Origin of the sequence: Mesorhizobium sp. WSM3862 (genome assembly GCF_002294985.1) — a bacterium.
Lineage (GTDB): Bacteria > Pseudomonadota > Alphaproteobacteria > Rhizobiales > Rhizobiaceae > Mesorhizobium.
The window spans coordinates 181913-199131 of the sequence record NZ_NSGE01000006.1; the positions used below are offsets into that span (position 1 = coordinate 181913).

Here is a 17219-nt window from a genome sequence, read left to right on the forward strand (position 1 = left end):
CACTTTCCAGGGTCATGGGCCGGCCAGATGTGTCGGCTTGGCGCGCAAAGATTTTCACCCGGTCTCTAGGCGCGACGGGCCGGAGCGTCAACGATTTGCGGCGCTTTTCCTTGCGGCGCCTCAATGGCAATCCTACGTTGAAGCCTCACCATCAAGGAGTTTTGAATGCCTTTGACGCCGCACGAAGCCCTGATCTATCTCATGGTCATCACTTCGGCGTCCGACCGCGACATGACCGATGTCGAACTGGCGCGGATCGGAGACGTCGTCCGTTCTTGGCCTGTGTTTGTCGATTTCAACAGCGACAGCCTGGTCGGAGTGGCTCAAGCCTGCCAGCAGGCTCTGCACGACAAGGACGGGCTGGAAGGCGTCCTTGCGCGCGTCGCCGATGCGCTGCCGGAGCGATTGCGTGATACCGCCTATGCCGCCGCTTTCGAGGTCGCGGCGGTCGATCTCGAAATGCGCATGGAGGAGTTGAGGGTGCTGCAGCTCATCCGACGGGAACTCGATCTCGACACGCTCACCGTGGCGGCGATCGCCCGTGCGGCGAAGGCCCGCCTGCGCACACTGACTTAGAAAAAGCTCACCGGAAAATAGCGCAGATAGAACTCGGCGAAGGTTCCCTTGATCGAGATTTCCTGCAGCGCATAGTCGAAGGCGGAGGCCAGCGCCGGGTCGCCCGCCCTGGTGGCGATCGCCATGCCCGAGCCCAGATATTCGGGCGCCAGATAAGGGCCGCCGCCGAAGCGGCAGCACCCGGCGGCTTCCGAGCCGCCGAGCCAGAAGGCGAAGCGCATGCCGTCGCCGAAGGCGGCGTCGATCCTGCCGGCCTTGAGGTCCGCGTAGAGGTCCTCGGGCTTGTCGAAGGGCACGACCTGCACCGTGCTGAAATAGTCGCGCAGCATCTTCTCATGCGCCGAGCCGGCGATGACGCCCACCCGCTTGCTGCGCAGCTTGTCGAGGATCGGCTCGGTAAACGCCTTGGCCTTCGGCATGATGAAGCGCGCCGGAAACTGCAGATAGGAACGCGAGAAGGCGTATTTCTCGCGGCTTTCCGGCGTCGCCGCGATGCCGGCGATGATCGCCTCGCCTTCGCCTTTCCGCAGCGCGTCGTCGAGATCGTTCCAGGGCAGCGCCTGGATCTGGCATTTCTCGACGATGCCGAGTTCGGCGCAGATCGCCCGCGCCAGGTCGATGTGGAAACCCGACAGCCGGCCGGAGCCGTCGAGGAAGTTGAAAGGCGGAAAATCGGTGGTGGTGAGGAACCTCAGCCTCGGCAACGCCGAAAGATCAGGCTTCGGCAGCCGCTCCTTGGCATCCCACAGCACCGGAACCTGCGGCTCCGCCGCGCGAGTCGCGCCGGCAAATGGCAACGCTCCGATCAGCGCCGACAGCAGGGCCAGAAATATCCATCGGAATGGCACGATAACGCTCCGCCCAATCATGTCCTTGGCTTTTCGTACGAAAACAGTGCAGGCACAATTGTTTTTGATTTCAAACGGGCGAATTCGGCGTATGGTTTAGTGCGTTTGCAAGTTTCAGCGCGCGCCCGCAACAGGGGCAGGTGTCGCGAAGAAACTTGTGGTCCGGGGTTGATGGCGAAGGGTGGTTCGGGCATCTACCATCGGTACGAAAAGCAGAAGCAACATGGGGTAGATGTTGCGATGAGCATGTTCGATAGAACTCTGGAATACATCGACCAATTACAGCACGCCAACACTGCTGCGGCAGTGTGCGAGCGGCTGCTCGGCGTCACCTCGAGTTTCGGGCTGACGGCGCTGATGGCCGGAACGGTCCCGCAACCCGGCACGCCGCGCGGCCAGCAGAAGGACCATGTGCTGCTCTGCGACTGGCCGGGCGAGTGGCTGGAGCGCTATGTGGCGCGCAACTATGTCGACCATGATCCGGTCGTCAGCCACATGAAGCAATTGCAGGCCCCGTTCCAGTGGCGGGAGGCTTCCCAGGCCATCGTCATCGACAAGAGCAGCGACGAGGTCATGGGCGACGCCCGCGAGTTCAAGCTGCGCGACGGCCTCGCCTTCCCGCTGGTCACGCTCGACGGCCAGATCGTCATGGTCTCGCTGGGTGGCGAGTCCGTTGAACTGTCGGACGTCGAATTCGGAATGGTCTCGCTGGTGTCCACCTACGCCATCGGCCGCGCCATGCAGCTTCACACGATGGCCGGCAAGGTCGTCGACCACATCGAACTCACACCGCGTGAGCGCGAATGCCTGCAATGGGCAGCTGTCGGAAAGTCCGAGTGGGAAATTTCGCAGATTCTCGGCATTTCGGAGCATACCTCCGAGAAACACCTTCTCAACGCGAAGAGCAAACTGGGCGCCGCCAACCGTGTGCAGGCAGTCGCCGAGGCGATCAGGCGTGGCTATATTAGCTAAATCGGCCGGTGCTGGCCCAGAACAGTCCCATGCGCATTCGCGTAATATTTTAAGCAAGGGCGAGCGGTATCCTTGTCTTAAGAGAGGGCTAATACTTTCTTAACGCCAAAGCAAACTGGGCGTCGCCAACCGCGTGCAGGCGGTCGCGGAGGCGGTTAGGCGCGGCTATATTGGCGGGGTCGGTCGGTGCCGACCTAAAAATTCTTGCCTACGCGATCGCGTAATATTTTCCGGAGAGCCCGGCCGTATCTTCCTCTCAAGCCCAGGAGACGGCTAATGCTTTTTTCCCTCACAACTCAGGAATTGATGGAGCGCCCCGATCTGTGGGAAGCGGTTCACCGCCTGCGCTACAAGATCTTCGTCGAGGAGATGGGCTGGACCGATCTCGACCGCCCGGACGGCCTCGAGATCGACCAATTCGATCATGACGAGGCCGAGCATCACCTCGTCATCCGCAACGGCGAGCTAGCCGGCTATCAGCGCATGCTGCCGACGACGCGGCCGCATCTACTGACCGATGTGCTGACGGACCTCTATGAGGGGACGCCCCCCTCGGGGCCGCGAGTCTGGGAGCTGACCCGCTATGCGGTGGCGCCGGGCTTCCGTGATGGCAAGCGCGGCGTCTCGACGGTCGGCACCGAGCTGATCGCAGGTTTCGTCGAATGGGGCCTCAAGCGCAACGTCAACCAGGTCATCATCGAGTTCGAACCGATGTGGGTGCTGCGCGCGCTGCAGCTGCACTTCCTGGCGACGCCGCTCGGTTACCAGCGCACCTATGGCAACCAGCAGGTGGTGGCGACGCTGCTCACCTTTTCCGAGCATACGCTGGAGGTGGTGCGCCAGCGCCGCAACCACTTCCCGCCGGTGCTGATGAGAGGCTATCCCGGCCAGCTCGGCCTCAGACAGGCTTCGTGAGGAGGTTGTCATGAGCTTCCACCCCGAACCTGAGCTGCGCGGCCACACGCTGGTCGTCACCGTGTCCTCGCATGACGGCCGGCCGGTGCTGGACAGGCACGCCTATGCGAGCCTCGCCAGGACCTTCCACGAGGCCGCCGTCAATGACGAGGTTCGCGTGGTCGTGCTGCGCGGCCTTGCCGGCTGCTTCTGCCTCGGCGGCGACTTCTCGGAGTTCCTCGACGCCGCCAAGCACCAGCAGCTGATTGCCGCCGTCACCGATATGTTTCGCAGGCTTGCGACCTTTCCCAAGCCGGTCCTTGCCTGCGTGGACGGGGACGCCGTCGGCGTCGGCTGCACCATCCTGTTCCACTGCGACATGGTGATTGCTTCCAGGGGCAGCACGTTCAGGGTGCCGTTCGTCGATTTCGGCCTGGTGCCGGACGCGGCGACCAGCATCCTGGCGCCCCAGAAGCTCGGCTATGCCGGCGCCTTCCGCTTCTTCTGCCTGGGCGACACGCTGGGCGTCGACGACGCCAAGGCGCTCGGCCTTGTCGGCGAGATCGTGGAAGGCAGCGCCGAGGAAATGGCCTTGGCGCGGGCAAGGCAGCTCGCCAAGAAGCCGGTTGCCGCGCTGTTGCAGACCCGCGGCCTGCTCAAGGGGGATACGGACGTTCTGTGCGACCGCATCGATCATGAGATATCGCTGTTCCAGCAAGCGCTGCAGGACGACGCCACGCTGAAGCGTTTGCAGCGGATCGCCCGCCTCGCGGCGTGACACCTTGGTGGAAAGTCTCAGCGCCGCGTACCCGAGAAGGTGCGCGGCGCTGTAATGTTGGCCGCCGGCCGCGGGCACGGTGCAAGCTATTTCTCCAGGAACGACGGGCCTTCGCCGATGATCTTCTTGTCGGGCTTGCCGACGGCGTCGAGGTCGCGGCCATCATAGGGTAAGGACAGAAGGATACGCTGGATCACCGCAAGCCGCGCACGGCGCTTGTCGTTGGCGCGCACGATGATCCAGGGCGCGAACTCCTTGTGAGTGCGCTCGAACATCAGGTCGCGCGCCTTGGTGTAGTCGTCCCATTTGCTGATGCCGGCGATGTCGATCGGCGAGAATTTCCAGTTCTTCAATGGCGACCAGCGGCGGTCATGGAACCGTTCGAGCTGCGTCTCGCGACCGATGTTCAGCCAGAATTTGAAGAAGTGGATACCCTCGTTGCAGATCATGCGCTCGAAATGCGGCGTCTCGTCGAGGAATGTCGCGTGCTGGTCCGGGGTGCAGAATCCCATGACCGGCTCGACGCCGGCGCGGTTATACCAGGAGCGGTCGAAGGTGACGAACTCGCCGGAGGTCGGGAAATGGTCGACATAACGCTGATAGTACCATTGGCCATGCTCCGTCGGCGTCGGCTTGGTCAGCGCCACGTTGCGCGCCGTGCGCGGGTTCATGTACTGCCGCAGGACGAAGATCGTGCCGCCCTTGCCGGCCGCGTCGCGCCCCTCGAACAGCGCCAACACCCGTTTGCCGGTCGCCTGCAGCCACGCCTGCGCCTTGACCAGCTCGATCTGCAGCCGCTCGAGTTCCTCGTCGTACTCTTCACCCTTCATCTCCTTGTCGTAGGGATAGCCGCCGGCGGTCAGCTTGTTGTCCTCGATCCAGTCCGGCAGCACCGGGTTGTCGATGTCGAACTCGCGTTCCTTACCGCCTATCCTCATCTTGATCGGTCCTGCGGCAGGCGCCGCGTCGGCATTTCCCTCGGCTTTTTTCATCGGGACGAACCTTTTCAGCTTGCGGACTCGTGCTATGGGAGCCTCTGAGGCGTTGCGTCCGTCTGGACGCGCGGTAGCACTTTGATTTTGCGCATGAACGTTCGAGAAAATCGATTCCGATTTTCGGGGGTCATGCGCAGGTCCAGTCGGCTGACCTTTCACCGACGGGAGATACGAGGCAGCGCATGGTCGATAAGGGCGCAGACCAGAAAGGCGCAACGCAGGCAGCCATAGCCCGGCTGCGGCGCAGCCGCTGGTTGCTGGCCGCGGCCCTGGTCGCGGTCCTCGGCGTCTATGGTTTCGGCGGCCTTTCCATCTTTGTGCCTCTGCTGGCCGTGGCGTTGCTGGTCGCGGCCGCAATGCTGCCGACCGCCGCCGAGCGCCAGTCAGCCGGCGGGACTGCCGCCATCGAAGTCGGCGGGCTGCAGCGGCTGTCCGGCGAATATCTGGCCGCCGCCGTTGCCGATCCGCTGATCATCTTCGACCGGACCGCCACTATCGTCCACGCCAACGCGGCCGCCTTTGCCGCCTTCGGTGGGCTGGCCCCCGGCATGTCGCTATTGCTCAAATTCCGCGCGCCGGAAATGCAGGCTTTGCTTGACGGGATCGTCTCGGGAACTATGGCGTCCGATGTCGTCGACTACACGGAAAAGCTGCCGGTCGAGCGCACATACCGGGTGAGCGCGTCCTCGGTCGGCCATGGCACCGATCTTTACGTGCTGGTGTTCAAGGATCAGAGCGAGGCGCGCCGCATCGACCGCATGCGCGCCGACTTCATCGCCAATGCCAGCCATGAGCTGCGCACCCCGCTCGCCTCGATCGCCGGCTTCATCGAGACGTTGCGCGGGCCTGCCCGCAACGACGCGGCGGCGCGCGACCAGTTCCTGCAGATCATGCAGAACCAGACGGGCCGCATGGCGCGCCTGATCGACGACCTGTTGTCGCTGTCGCGGCTGGAGATGAAGCCCTATCTGCAGCCGGGAACCGAAGTCGACCTTCGACAGACCATCGACAGCGTTATCGACTCGCTCGCGCCGCTGGCCAACGAGAACGGCATCGCCATCGAGCGCGACTTCATCGATGGGCCGATTTCCGTGCCAGGCGACCGCGACGAGCTCTTCCAGGTTTTCGAGAACCTGCTGGAGAATGCCTGCAAATACGGCCAGTCGGGCGGACGCGTCACCGTATCGATCGCACACGCCGAGGACGGCCAGGACCCAGGCGTCGACGTGACTATAAGGGACTATGGTCCAGGCATTGCCGAGGAACACATTCCCCGCATCACGGAGCGCTTCTATCGCGTCGACGTGGAAAACAGCCGGACCCAGAAAGGCACCGGCCTTGGCCTTTCGATCGTCAAGCATATATTGACACGTCATAACGCAAGGCTGTCGATCAAGTCGGAAGTCGGCAAGGGCGCGGCGTTCACGGTTCATTTGCCGGCTCAATGATCCTATATTGGTTGGCAACCGGCATTTTCTTTTTTCTGTCATCCGGCTCGCGTATCAGCGGCAGATTGAGGGAACGCACCAGCCGGCAGAAACCGGGAAGGCATATCGATGCAGTCCGTCCACATTGTCAGTGCCTATGACGAAGAACTGAAATTCCTGTCGAAGCGTATCGCCGCCATGGGCGGGCATGCCGAGCGCATGGTCGAGCAGGCTGTCGCCGCCCTCGTGAACGCCGATCCGGGCTTGGCACAGAAAGTCATCCAGGACGATCTCGTCCTCGACGAGGGGCAGCGCGAGATCGACGACAAGGCGATCGTCATCATCGCCAGGCGTCAGCCGATGGCGACGGACCTGCGCGAGATCGTCGGCGCCATCCGCATCTCGGCCGACATCGAGCGCGTCGGCGATCTCGGCAAGAACGTCGCCAAGCGCGTCGCGGCGGTCATTGACGGCCGCCAGCCGAGCAGCCTCTTCCGCGGCTTGAAGGCGCTAGCCGATCTGGCGCTGACGCAGCTTAAGGAAGTGCTCGACGTCTATGCCTCGCGCTCGGTCGAGAAGATCGGCTTCGTGCGCGACCGCGACGACCAGATCGACGCCATGTACACTTCGCTGTTCCGCGAACTTCTGACCTATATGATGGAAGATCCGCGCAACATCACGCCCTGCACCCACTTGCTGTTCTGCGCCAAGAACATCGAGCGGATCGGCGACCACGCCACCAACATCGCCGAAACCATCTATTACATCGTCACCGGCGACCAGATGCCGGCCGAGCGGCCGAAGGGCGACAAGACCGACCAGGTGGTGTTGCCTGGCCCACTATCGGCCGGGTGACGCGGTATCGGCGACCCAAGATCGGCCAAGTGAAGGGCGGCCACTCGAACGGCTTTCTAATTTAGGCTAAGCTCCTCCAGGTGCAGCAATTTTGTCAGTCGCCGTCTCGGGAGGTTTGCGATGGAGCAAGTTCGAAACCTGATCCCGGCCCCGCAGCCGACCTCCGGCATTGTTGCGTCCAGCGTCTATTCCGCCGGCAAGCGCGTCGCTGACATTACGATCGAAGAGGCCGGCCTATGGGCGGCAAAGCCCGGGCACGTCGTCTGGATCGGCCTGCTCGAGCCGGACCGCAACCTGCTGCTTAGGGTGCAGGCGCAGTTCCACCTGCACGATCTGGCGATCGAAGACGCCGAACATCCGCATCAGCGGCCGAAAATCGAACAGTATGGCGATGCCTTGTTTATCGTCGCCCGCACAGCGCAACTGATCGATGGCCGCGTCACCTTCGGCGAGACGCATCTCTTCGTCGGCACCGGCTATATCGTCAGCGTCAGGCATGGCCCGTCGACCTCCTACGCCGCGGTGCGCCAGCACTGGGAAAGCTGCCCGTCCTCGCTCGCCAAGGGCGAGGATTTCGTCCTCTATGCCATTCTCGACTTCATTGTCGACAACTACATGCCTGTGCTCGAGCAGATCGAGGACGAGGTCGAGCAGATCGAGGACAAGGTACTGCTGAAGCCGATGAGCGGTGGCGACATCGAGCGGCTCTACATGCTGCGCCGCGATCTGCTCAGGCTGCGCAACGCGGCGCTGCCGCTGGTCGAGGTCTGCCGGCGGCTGACCAGCGCCGAGCTGCCGCAGATCCATGCGGCCATGCATCCGCTGTTCCGCGACGTCACCGACCACATCCGCACCGTGCAGGAAAAGATCGACAGCCTGCGCGAGGTGCTCGCCTTCGCCTTCGAGGCAAGCCTTCTGGTCGGACAGAGCCAGGAAACGGCGATCTCCAAGAAGCTGGCCTCATGGGCGGCCATCCTGGCGGTGCCGACGGCCTTCGCCGGCATTTACGGCATGAATTTCGACGACATGCCTGAACTGAAGATGGAATACGGCTACCCGACCGTGCTGGCCGCCATCGCGCTGATCTGCGCGTTTCTGTATTGGCGGTTCAGGAAGAATGGATGGCTGTGAAATAGCGAATAGCGAATAGGGAGTAGCCAATAGCGATAAAGAAGCTTGTGCCGGACTCGAATACCGATGTTATTCCTATTTCGTTCGCTATTCGCTATTCGCTATTCGCTATTCGCTATTCGCTATTCGCTTAGCGGCTTCTGCGCCTTTCCGCCGCCGGCTGGAACGCCACCCTTGCATGGTATTTGCAGTACGGCCCGGTTTCGCCAGCGTCGTTGCCGCAGAAGCTGAAGTCTTTCGACAGCGGATCGCCGTTGGGCCATTTGCAGGTGCGCTCGGTCAGCTCGACGAGCTGCAGGTTGCGCGAGATTGGCACGACAACGTTCTCGACCGGGCGGATATAGTGGCGCGCCACCGGCTCCGCCTCGAACTGCACCTGCAGAGCGGTCGCGCCGATGGAGGCCGTCACATGACGGGCTGCGCTGGCGGCACGAGCCACGGACTTCTGCATCGAGACGCCCTGCGTGGCCTTCTTCTGCCGTGCCGGCGCCGCGGTCGCGCGGCCGCGGCCCGACAGTTTCAGGCGATGCACCTTGCCGATGACGGCATTGCGGCTCACACCGCCGAGCTGCGCGGCGATCTGGCTGGCGCTGAGACCCTCCGACCACAATTTCCTGAGAAGTTCGACTCGCTCGTCAGTCCAGTTCATGAGACCGCGCTCCTGCTGAGGCGTGCGGCGGTCAGAATCCTTTCCCGAGCCGGCTCTCGCCGGGCAAACGACACCACATGTACCGGGTGATTAGATCCGCCGCACGAAATCTAGTTATTTCTCGACTACAATTACCTTATGCGCTGACTCGGTGACAAGAGTCCCCAGGGCAACACCGATTCGGTTTTTACGGTTTTCCCCAACTTGCCCAACCGCTGATGGGCCGGCGTGGCGCTGGAGCCTTGCCGCGCGCTTCTGCGCGACCTTTTCGTTGACTTCATGGCCGAAAAACATGATAAGCCGCAAAGGCCGCCGCATTGGCGGCTTTTTTGATTTCCGGTTCCGGAGACGCATATAATGAGCGGTTCGGCGCTTTACGAGACTTTTGCTCGCGCACCCCTGGCCTTCGACCGCGGGGAGGGGACCTGGCTGGTCACCGACAAGGGCGAGCGATATCTCGACTTTGCCGGCGGCATCGCCGTGAACTCGCTGGGCCACAGCCATCCGCATCTGGTCGCGGCGCTCACCGGGCAGGCGGCCAAGCTGTGGCACGTCTCCAATCTCTACGAGATCCCGGAGCAGCGCCGGCTGGGCGAAAGGCTGGTCGATGCAACCTTCGCCGACAAGGTGTTCTTCACCAATTCGGGCGCCGAGGCTCTGGAATGCGCCATCAAGTCGGCTAGGCGCTATCAGTTCGTCAAAGGCCATCCGGAGCGTTTCCGCATCATCACTTTCGAGGGTGCCTTCCACGGCCGCACGCTGGCGACGATCGCAGCCGGCGGTCAGTACAAATATCTCGAGGGTTTCGGTCCGAAGGTCGAGGGTTTCGACCAGGTCGCGTTCGACGATATCGACGCCGCCGAGAAGGCGATCACACCCGAAGCCGCGGCTATCCTGATCGAACCGGTGCAGGGCGAGGGCGGCATCCGCCCGGTGCCGACGCAGTCGTTGAAACGGCTTCGGCAGCTCTGTGACCGGCACGGCCTGCTTCTGATCTTCGACGAGGTCCAGTGCGGCATCGGGCGCACCGGCAAGCTGTTCGCGCATGAGTGGGCGGGCGTCACGCCTGACCTGATGGCGATCGCCAAGGGCATCGGCGGCGGGTTTCCGATGGGTGCCTGCCTCGCAACCGACGAAGCGGCGGCCGGCATGACGGCCGGCGTGCACGGCACCACTTTTGGCGGCAATCCGCTGGCGATGGCGGTGGGCAATGCCGTGCTCGACGTCGTGCTGGCCGACGGCTTCCTCGAAGACGTTCAGCGCAAGGCATTGCTGCTGAAGCAGGGACTGGCGGCGGTCGCCGACGAATTTCCCGAGGTCATCGAAGGCACCCGGGGCACCGGCCTGATGCTTGGGCTGAAATGCGCCATGCCCAACGCTAAGGTTAACATGGCGCTGCGCGACCAGCACTTGCTTGCGGTGCCGGCGGGCGACAACGTCATTCGGCTTTTGCCGCCGCTCACCGTCACCGACGAGGAGATCGGCGAGGCGCTGAAGCGCATTCGGTCGGGCGCCAAGGGCCTGACCGACGCGATCGCGGCCGAAGCCGCGAAGTAGTTTTGGAATCTGCCGATGAGCGTTCGTCACTTCACCGATCTGTCCGCCGTATCCGCAGGCGATCTGCGCATCATGCTGGACGACGCGATGGCGCGAAAGACCAGGCTCAAGGCCGGCGAGCGTTCGAAGCCGCTCGACGGCAAGGTGCTGGCGATGATCTTCGACAAGCCTTCGACGCGCACGCGCGTTTCCTTCGACGTCGGCATGCGCCAGCTCGGCGGCGAGACCATCATGCTGACCGGCACCGAGATGCAGCTCGGCCGTTCAGAAACCATCGCCGACACCGCCAAGGTGCTGTCGCGCTATGTCGATGCCATTATGATCCGCACCACCTCGCATGACCGGTTGCTGGAACTCACCGAAAACGCGACCGTGCCCGTGATCAATGGGCTGACCGACGATACCCATCCCTGCCAGCTGATGGCCGACATCATGACCTACGAGGAGCATCGCGGTCCGGTGGCCGGCAAGACTTTTGCCTGGACAGGTGACGGCAACAATGTGTTGCACTCGCTTCTGGAAGCCTCGGCGCGGTTCCGCTTCAATCTCAATGTCGCCGTGCCGGAGGGCAGCGAGCCGTTCGAGAAATATGTCGACTGGGCGAAGGCCAATGGCGGCAAGGTGAGGTTTGCCGGCTCGGCCGAAGAGGCCGTCGACCAGGCCGATTGCGTCGTCACCGACAGCTGGGTGTCGATGGGCCAGGAGCATCGCGCCCGCGGCCATAACGTCTTCCTGCCCTACCAGGTCAACGCCGCGCTGATGGCGAGGGCGAAGTCCGACGCGCTTTTCATGCACTGCCTGCCTGCGCATCGGGGCGAGGAGGTCACCGACGAGGTGATCGACGGACCGCATTCGGTGGTTTTCGACGAGGCCGAGAACCGGCTGCACGCCCAGAAGGCGGTGCTGGCCTGGTGCCTGGGCGCTTGACCGGGGTCGACTTGATCCGCGCCAACTTGATCCGGGGATGTGTGATGCCTATTTGCGGGCCATCACTGAAATCGAACGCGCTTCGACCCATGCCGCCTGGAAAGCGGGATGGATGCGCCCCGGAGTTTTGTCATGCTGGAAACGCTTTCCTTGGCTGAGCATCAACCCAAACTCGGCGAATTCGGCTTCGCCGGCGACGACCATGTCGTGCCTTACGAAGTAGCGCCCCTGGATGTGCGCGGCCGCACGGTGCAGCTCGGGCCGATGCTCGACGCCATTCTCAGCCGCCACGATTATCCCGAGCCGGTCGCGCGCCTGCTGGCGGAGGCGTGCGTGCTCACCGTGCTGCTCGGCACGTCGCTGAAATTCGAGGGCAAGTTCATCCTGCAGACCCGCACCGACGGACCGGTCGACATGCTGGTGGCGGACTTCACCACGCCGCATTCGTTGCGCGCCTATGCGCGCTTCGACGCCGATCGGCTGCAGGCGCTGATTGCCTCGGGCGAGATCTCGCAGGAGAAGCTGCTCGGCACCGGGGTCCTGGCCCTGACCATCGATCAGGGCGCGCACACGCAGCGCTATCAGGGCATCGTCCAACTCGACGGGACGTCGCTGGAAGAAGCCGCGCGCACCTATTTCCGCCAGTCGGAGCAGATCCCGACCGATCTGAGGATGTCGGTGGCGAAGCTGGTGACCCCGGGCCCGGGCGGGGCCCGCGAGCAATGGCGCGCCGGCGGTATCCTGGCGCAGTTCCTGCCGCAGGCGCCCGAACGCATGCGCGTGCCCGATATTTCAGGCGGGGATGGCGATCCACGAGACGTGACGCACGAACCGGCCGACAATTCCTGGCGGGAACTCTTGGCGCTGCTCGGCACCATCGAGCCGACCGAGCTCATCGATCCGACGGTGGGCGCCGAGCGGCTGCTCTATCGCCTGTTCCACGAGCACGGCGTGCGCGTCTTCCGCGGTGTGCCGGTCGCCGACCAGTGCTCCTGCTCGCGCGACAAAATCCGAGGCATTCTCGAAGGCTTCTCGGCCGAGGAGATCAAGGACTCGACCGAGGACGGCGGCATCCATGTCGCCTGCGAGTTCTGCTCGACGCAGTACGACTTCGATCCGGCGGAGTTTGCGGCGGAGTGAGAAAGCTCCGGTTCCTCGCCCCCGCTTTGCGGAGGCGGGGAACTCGAGTTCTTTAGTTCACCGTCCTCTTCGTCCCCGGCATATCGAGCGAGAAAGCCGGAATGGCGACGTCGAACGTTTCGCCGCGGCCGTTGCGCATCGTGTAGTGGCCGACCATGATGCCGGATGGCGTCGAGAGCGGGCATCCCGACGTATACTGGTAGCTGTCGCCGGGGTTGAGCTCCGGCTGGTCGCCGACCACGCCCTCGCCGCGCACCTCTTCGACTCGGCCACGCCCGTCGGTGATGTGCCAGTAGCGCGACAGAAGCTGCACGAACTCGTCCGACCGGTTGTCGATCGTCACCTGGTAGCCCCAGACATAGCGGTTTTCGGACGGATCGGAACGGTCCTCCAGATAGAACGGCCTGACCTGCACTTCGATGTTGCGCGTCACGGCGCGATACATGAGCCACTCCGGTGCCGCGCAGGGAACATTTTGTCGCGCTTCGCGGTTCTACCTCCGCAGCGTCGCCAGCCTGCCGGCTTTTCCACCGCACGTGCCGACAAACAATGTCATTTAAGTGACACATGACAATGTTGGTGTGCACAAACCGTGCGGGCGACTCGGGCGCTTTGTCGAGTGATGAAACGGCCGCGGGCGGCCTTTCCGGAGTGACCAGATCTCGATGGAACTGACCCTCGCAGCCGCCTTTGCCTCCTCGGCCCTTCTTTTTTCCAACCTTGCCAGCATCCTGCTCGCGTCGTCGCGGCTGAAGGCTCGTTGCGCCATTCCCGCGCCCTCCGGCGGCCTGTCGCCTGTCTCGATCGTCGTGCCGTCGCGCGGTGTGGAGCCGTTCACGCAGGAGACGCTCGACCGCGCCTTCTCGCTCGATTGGCCGCGCTACGAACTGATCTTCTGCGTCGCGCACGCCGAAGATCCCGTGGTCAAGCTGATCAACGCCGCCATCGCGCGATTTCCGAATGTTCCGGCGCGGCTGCTAGTCGGCGATGACAGGATCAGCGCCAATCCCAAGCTCAACAACTGCATCAAGGGCTGGCAGGCGGCGCGGCACGACTGGGTGATCCTCGCCGATTCCAACGTGCTGATGCCCAAGGACTATGTCCAGCATCTGATGGCGGCCTGGGGACCGGACACCGGCCTCGTCTGCTCGACGCCGATCGGCTCGCGGCCGGACGGTTTCTGGGCCGAAGTCGAATGCGTCTTCCTCAACACGCTGCAGGCGCGCTGGCAATATGCCGGCGAAGCGCTCGGCCTTGGCTTCGCCCAGGGCAAGAGCATGCTGTGGAACAAGCCGATGCTGGATGCAAATGGCGGCATCCAGGCTTTGGCCGCCGAGATCGCCGAGGACGCGGCGGCGACCAAGCTGGTCAACAGCCTTGGCCTTCGGGTCAATCTCGTCGCCGCGCCGTTTGAGCAACCGCTCGGCCAGCGCACGCTCGCCGAAATCTGGTCGCGCCAGGCGCGCTGGGCTCGGCTGCGCCGCGTCACCTTCCCATTGTTCTTCGCGCCTGAAATCCTGACCGGTGTGGTCGTTCCGCTGCTTCTGGCGCTGATCGCGGCGGCAAGCGCCGGTGTCAGTCTGCCCACGACCGCGCTCTGCGTGCTGGCGATCGCCTATGTGCCCGAATGCATGCTCGCCTGGTCAAAGGACTGGTATCTGTCGCCGCGCAGCGTCACCGCGATGATCGTGCGCGACGCGATGCTTCCCGCCATCTGGACGCGCGGCTGGCTTGGCGGAGCCGTCGAATGGCGTGGCAACGCAATGACAATCCGCAACAGCGGGATGACTGAACTCGAAGAGATTGCTTGAGCCGGCTGCGGCTCAAGCGCGCTCTTTGCAGCCGTGGCGGTTCATTCCTTCGCCGCCTTGAGCGCCTGTTCGATGTCGGCGAGCAGGTCGTCGGTATCCTCCAGCCCGACGGAGAGCCTGAGCGTGCCTGGTCCGATGCCGAGCTCGGCGCGCGCCTCGTCGCTGAGGTTTTTGTGCGTCGTCGTCGCCGGATGCGTGATCAGGCTCTTTGCGTCGCCGAGGTTGTTCGAGATCAGCACGATGTCGAGCGCGTTCTGCAAGGCGAAGGCCGCCTGCTTGCCGCCCTTGACGTCAAGGCAGATCAGCGTCGAGCCGCCCGACATCTGCTTCCTGACGATATCCGCCTGGGGATGGTCGGCCCGGCCCGGATAGATGACGCGGGCGATCTCCGGCCGGCCGGCCAGGAAGTCCGCGATCTTGCCGGCGCTTTCGGTCTGCTGGCGCACGCGCAGCGGCAGCGTTTCGAGGCCTTTCAGCAGCGTCCATGCGTTGAATGGCGACAGGCTCGGGCCGGTGTGCCGGAAATAGTCGTGCAGGTTCTCGTCGATCCACTTTTTGTCCGACAGGATGACACCGCCGAGGCAGCGGCCTTGGCCGTCGATATGCTTGGTCGCCGAGTAGACCACGATATGGGCGCCGAGCTGCAGCGGCTTCTGCTGCAGCGGCGTGGCAAAGACGTTGTCGACGATCACGCGTGCGCCGATCGAATTTGCCAAAGCGGCGACAGCGGCGAGATCGACCACTTCCAGCGTCGGGTTGGTCGGACTTTCCAGGAAGAACAGCTTGGTGTTCGGCCTGACCGCTTTTTCCCAATTGGCAATGTCGGTGCCGTCGATCAGCGCTGCCTCGATGCCATAGCGCGGCGCCAGCGTCTCGACCACCCAGCGGCAAGAGCCGAACAGGGCTCGCGCCGCAACGATGTGATCGCCGGCCTTGACGCTGCAGAGCAGGGCGGCGGACACGGCGGCCATGCCGGAAGCGGTGGCGCGTGCGTCTTCCGCGCCTTCCAGCGCGCACATGCGCTTCTCGAACATATCGACGGTCGGGTTGGCGTAGCGCGAATAGATGAAGCCGGGTTCCTCGCCCTTGAAGCGGGCTTCCGCTGCCTGGGCCGTCTCGTAGACATAGCCCTGGGTGAGATACATCGCCTCGGCGGTCTCGCCGAAGCCGGAACGCAGCGTCCCGCCATGCACGAGTGCCGTCTGAGGTTTCCAGTTACGCGTCTTGGTCATCGCCCTGCTTCCAAACACAAAAAAACCGGCCGCGACGTCGCAACCGGTCCATACGGCCTTGCGGCCCGACGGTCCTTTAGCGACTTGTTTAACGTGGCTGCAAGCCGACCGGCCAAATCACCACGGGATAACGACCCTTTAGACCCGCACCGCGCTTGCGTCAATTGCCGGCTTGATTAAGAGGTTTGTACCAGGCAGCTTCCGCAAAAGTGTCCCGCGGTTTTGCGACAGGAAACTGCGACGACAATGACTTCGCCCGGAGCCAGACATTGCGGCAGACAGGCATTCTTCCCGATCAGGACATCGCGGCGCTCTTCCAGTCGGGCGCGCTGAAGTCGCCGCGCGCGCTCGACACCAACCAGATCCAGCCGGCCAGCCTCGATCTGAGACTGGGCGACAAGGCCTTTCGCGTGCGCGCTTCCTTTCTGCCCGGTCCCGATCATCTGGTGGCCGACAAGCTGGACCGGCTGAAGCTGCATGAGGTCAATCTCGCCGAGGGCGCGGTGCTGGAGACGGGCTGCGTCTACATCGTGCCGCTGCAGGAAAGCCTTGCGCTGCCAGCGGAAGTCTCGGCTTCGGCCAACCCGAAGAGCTCGACCGGACGACTCGACATTTTCACGCGTGTCATGACCGACCGCGGCCATGAGTTCGATAAGATCGCCGCCGGCTATCATGGCCCGCTCTATCTCGAGGTCAGCCCGCGCACCTTCCCGATCGTCGTGCGCGCCGGCTCGCGCCTGTCGCAGATCCGCTTCCGCACCGGCAACGCGGTGCTGTCGGAGAATGAGTTGCGTGACCTCCATGACGCCGAGATGCTGGTTGCGACCGAGCCGCCCAACATCTCCGGCGGCGGCATTGCGCTCTCTATCGATCTCGACGGCGACAAGGACGGCCTGGTCGGCTATCGCGGCAAGCACCACACCGGCCTCGTCGACGTAGACAAGCGCGCCGCTCAGGATGTGGTCGACTTCTGGGAACCGCTCTACAAGAGCGGGGCCGGCGAGCTCGTGCTCGACCCGGACGAGTTCTACATCCTGGTCTCTCGCGAAGCCGTGCACGTGCCGCCGCTCTATGCCGCCGAGATGACGCCATTCGATCCGCTGGTCGGCGAGTTCCGCGTCCACTATGCCGGCTTTTTCGACCCGGGCTTCGGCCATTCCGCCGCCGGCGGCAGCGGCAGCCGCGCGGTGCTTGAAGTGCGCAGCCACGAGGTGCCGTTCATCCTCGATCACGGCCAGATCGTAGGCCGCCTCGTCTACGAGCATATGCTGAAGCGGCCGCAGGCGCTCTATGGCAGCGAACTGGGTTCCAACTATCAGGCGCAGGGACTGAAGCTCTCCAAGCATTTTCGCGCCGCGCGCTGATCGCCAGGCTGTGCTTGCCCGGCCTCGCGTGCCGTGCTTGGCTGCGTCCGACAATGTAGCAAC

At 63.6% G+C, this 17219-nt stretch carries 17 protein-coding genes and 1 riboswitch; of the genes, 12 read left to right on the forward strand and 5 right to left on the reverse strand.

Annotation, left to right across the window (positions count from 1 at the left end; genetic code table 11):
* Nucleotides 1-165 precede the first annotated feature (165 nt).
* A complete protein-coding gene (locus tag CK224_RS19940; protein WP_067322705.1) occupies nucleotides 166-576 on the forward strand; it encodes a tellurite resistance TerB family protein in 411 nt (136 codons plus the stop codon).
* Here CK224_RS19940 and CK224_RS19945 read toward each other — a convergent pair.
* Nucleotides 573-1424, reverse strand: a complete 852-nt coding sequence (locus CK224_RS19945) for a transporter substrate-binding domain-containing protein (RefSeq protein WP_245426028.1) — start codon at nucleotides 1422-1424, stop codon at nucleotides 573-575. The genes CK224_RS19940 and CK224_RS19945 overlap by 4 nt on opposite strands.
* Nucleotides 1425-1664: 240 nt before the next feature.
* Between CK224_RS19945 and CK224_RS19950 the strand changes: the two genes are divergently transcribed.
* The 3 genes from CK224_RS19950 (at nucleotide 1665) to CK224_RS19960 (ending at nucleotide 4068) form a co-directional block, all read left to right on the forward strand.
* Nucleotides 1665-2396 carry a LuxR family transcriptional regulator gene (locus tag CK224_RS19950; protein ID WP_066996863.1) on the forward strand — a complete coding sequence of 244 codons (732 nt, stop codon included), beginning with the start codon at nucleotides 1665-1667 and terminating at the stop codon, nucleotides 2394-2396.
* A gap of 276 nt (nucleotides 2397-2672) precedes the next feature.
* A complete protein-coding gene (locus CK224_RS19955) occupies nucleotides 2673-3311 on the forward strand; it encodes an acyl-homoserine-lactone synthase (RefSeq protein ID WP_066996739.1) in 639 nt (212 codons plus the stop codon).
* 10 nt (nucleotides 3312-3321) lie between these two features.
* On the forward strand, nucleotides 3322-4068 hold the full coding sequence (locus tag CK224_RS19960; RefSeq protein ID WP_066996742.1) for an enoyl-CoA hydratase-related protein: 747 nt from the start codon (nucleotides 3322-3324) through the stop codon (nucleotides 4066-4068).
* Between the two features lie 86 nt (nucleotides 4069-4154).
* Here the strand turns inward: CK224_RS19960 and ppk2 are convergent, their stop codons facing one another.
* Nucleotides 4155-5060, reverse strand: a complete 906-nt coding sequence (ppk2, locus tag CK224_RS19965; RefSeq protein WP_095782916.1) for a polyphosphate kinase 2 — start codon at nucleotides 5058-5060, stop codon at nucleotides 4155-4157.
* Nucleotides 5061-5245: 185 nt separating this feature from the next.
* Here ppk2 and CK224_RS19970 point away from each other — a divergent pair, with 185 nt between their 5' ends.
* The 3 genes from CK224_RS19970 (at nucleotide 5246) to CK224_RS19980 (ending at nucleotide 8476) form a co-directional block, all read left to right on the forward strand.
* Nucleotides 5246-6511 carry an ATP-binding protein gene (locus tag CK224_RS19970; protein WP_095782917.1) on the forward strand — a complete coding sequence of 422 codons (1266 nt, stop codon included), beginning with the start codon at nucleotides 5246-5248 and terminating at the stop codon, nucleotides 6509-6511.
* A 108-nt stretch (nucleotides 6512-6619) separates the two neighbouring features.
* Nucleotides 6620-7345 (forward strand): phosphate signaling complex protein PhoU, encoded by a 726-nt coding sequence (gene phoU / locus CK224_RS19975; RefSeq protein ID WP_095782918.1) that lies wholly within the window; start codon nucleotides 6620-6622, stop codon nucleotides 7343-7345.
* A 120-nt stretch (nucleotides 7346-7465) separates the two neighbouring features.
* The gene (locus CK224_RS19980; RefSeq protein WP_095782919.1) at nucleotides 7466-8476 is read left to right on the forward strand and encodes a magnesium and cobalt transport protein CorA; all 1011 of its coding nucleotides are present in this window, start codon (nucleotides 7466-7468) and stop codon (nucleotides 8474-8476) included.
* Nucleotides 8477-8606: 130 nt separating this feature from the next.
* Here CK224_RS19980 and CK224_RS19985 read toward each other — a convergent pair whose 3' ends face one another.
* Nucleotides 8607-9125 carry a GcrA family cell cycle regulator gene (locus CK224_RS19985; protein WP_095782920.1) on the reverse strand — a complete coding sequence of 173 codons (519 nt, stop codon included), beginning with the start codon at nucleotides 9123-9125 and terminating at the stop codon, nucleotides 8607-8609.
* A 357-nt stretch (nucleotides 9126-9482) separates the two neighbouring features.
* Between CK224_RS19985 and CK224_RS19995 the strand changes: the two genes are divergently transcribed.
* The 3 genes from CK224_RS19995 (at nucleotide 9483) to CK224_RS20005 (ending at nucleotide 12749) form a co-directional block, all read left to right on the forward strand.
* A complete protein-coding gene (locus CK224_RS19995) occupies nucleotides 9483-10682 on the forward strand; it encodes an aspartate aminotransferase family protein (RefSeq protein ID WP_095782922.1) in 1200 nt (399 codons plus the stop codon).
* Nucleotides 10683-10697: 15 nt separating this feature from the next.
* Entirely contained in the window at nucleotides 10698-11609 is a 912-nt protein-coding gene (gene argF, locus CK224_RS20000; RefSeq protein ID WP_066996763.1) for an ornithine carbamoyltransferase, read from the forward strand.
* Nucleotides 11610-11717: 108 nt separating this feature from the next.
* Entirely contained in the window at nucleotides 11718-12749 is a 1032-nt protein-coding gene (locus CK224_RS20005) for an Hsp33 family molecular chaperone (RefSeq protein WP_082953802.1), read from the forward strand.
* Nucleotides 12750-12801: 52 nt separating this feature from the next.
* Here the strand turns inward: CK224_RS20005 and apaG are convergent, their stop codons facing one another.
* Entirely contained in the window at nucleotides 12802-13194 is a 393-nt protein-coding gene (apaG, locus tag CK224_RS20010; protein ID WP_066996767.1) for a Co2+/Mg2+ efflux protein ApaG, read from the reverse strand.
* Nucleotides 13195-13414: 220 nt separating this feature from the next.
* Here apaG and CK224_RS20015 point away from each other — a divergent pair, with 220 nt between their 5' ends.
* Entirely contained in the window at nucleotides 13415-14560 is a 1146-nt protein-coding gene (locus CK224_RS20015) for a ceramide glucosyltransferase (RefSeq protein WP_095782923.1), read from the forward strand.
* 41 nt (nucleotides 14561-14601) lie between these two features.
* Here the strand turns inward: CK224_RS20015 and CK224_RS20020 are convergent, their stop codons facing one another.
* Complete coding sequence (locus tag CK224_RS20020; protein WP_095782924.1) at nucleotides 14602-15792, reverse strand: O-succinylhomoserine sulfhydrylase; 1191 nt, start codon at nucleotides 15790-15792, stop codon at nucleotides 14602-14604.
* 56 nt (nucleotides 15793-15848) lie between these two features.
* A riboswitch (SAM riboswitch) is annotated at nucleotides 15849-15926 on the reverse strand.
* A gap of 135 nt (nucleotides 15927-16061) precedes the next feature.
* Here CK224_RS20020 and CK224_RS20025 point away from each other — a divergent pair.
* Nucleotides 16062-17156, forward strand: a complete 1095-nt coding sequence (locus CK224_RS20025; protein WP_095782925.1) for a 2'-deoxycytidine 5'-triphosphate deaminase — start codon at nucleotides 16062-16064, stop codon at nucleotides 17154-17156.
* Nucleotides 17157-17219: the final 63 nt, after the last annotated feature.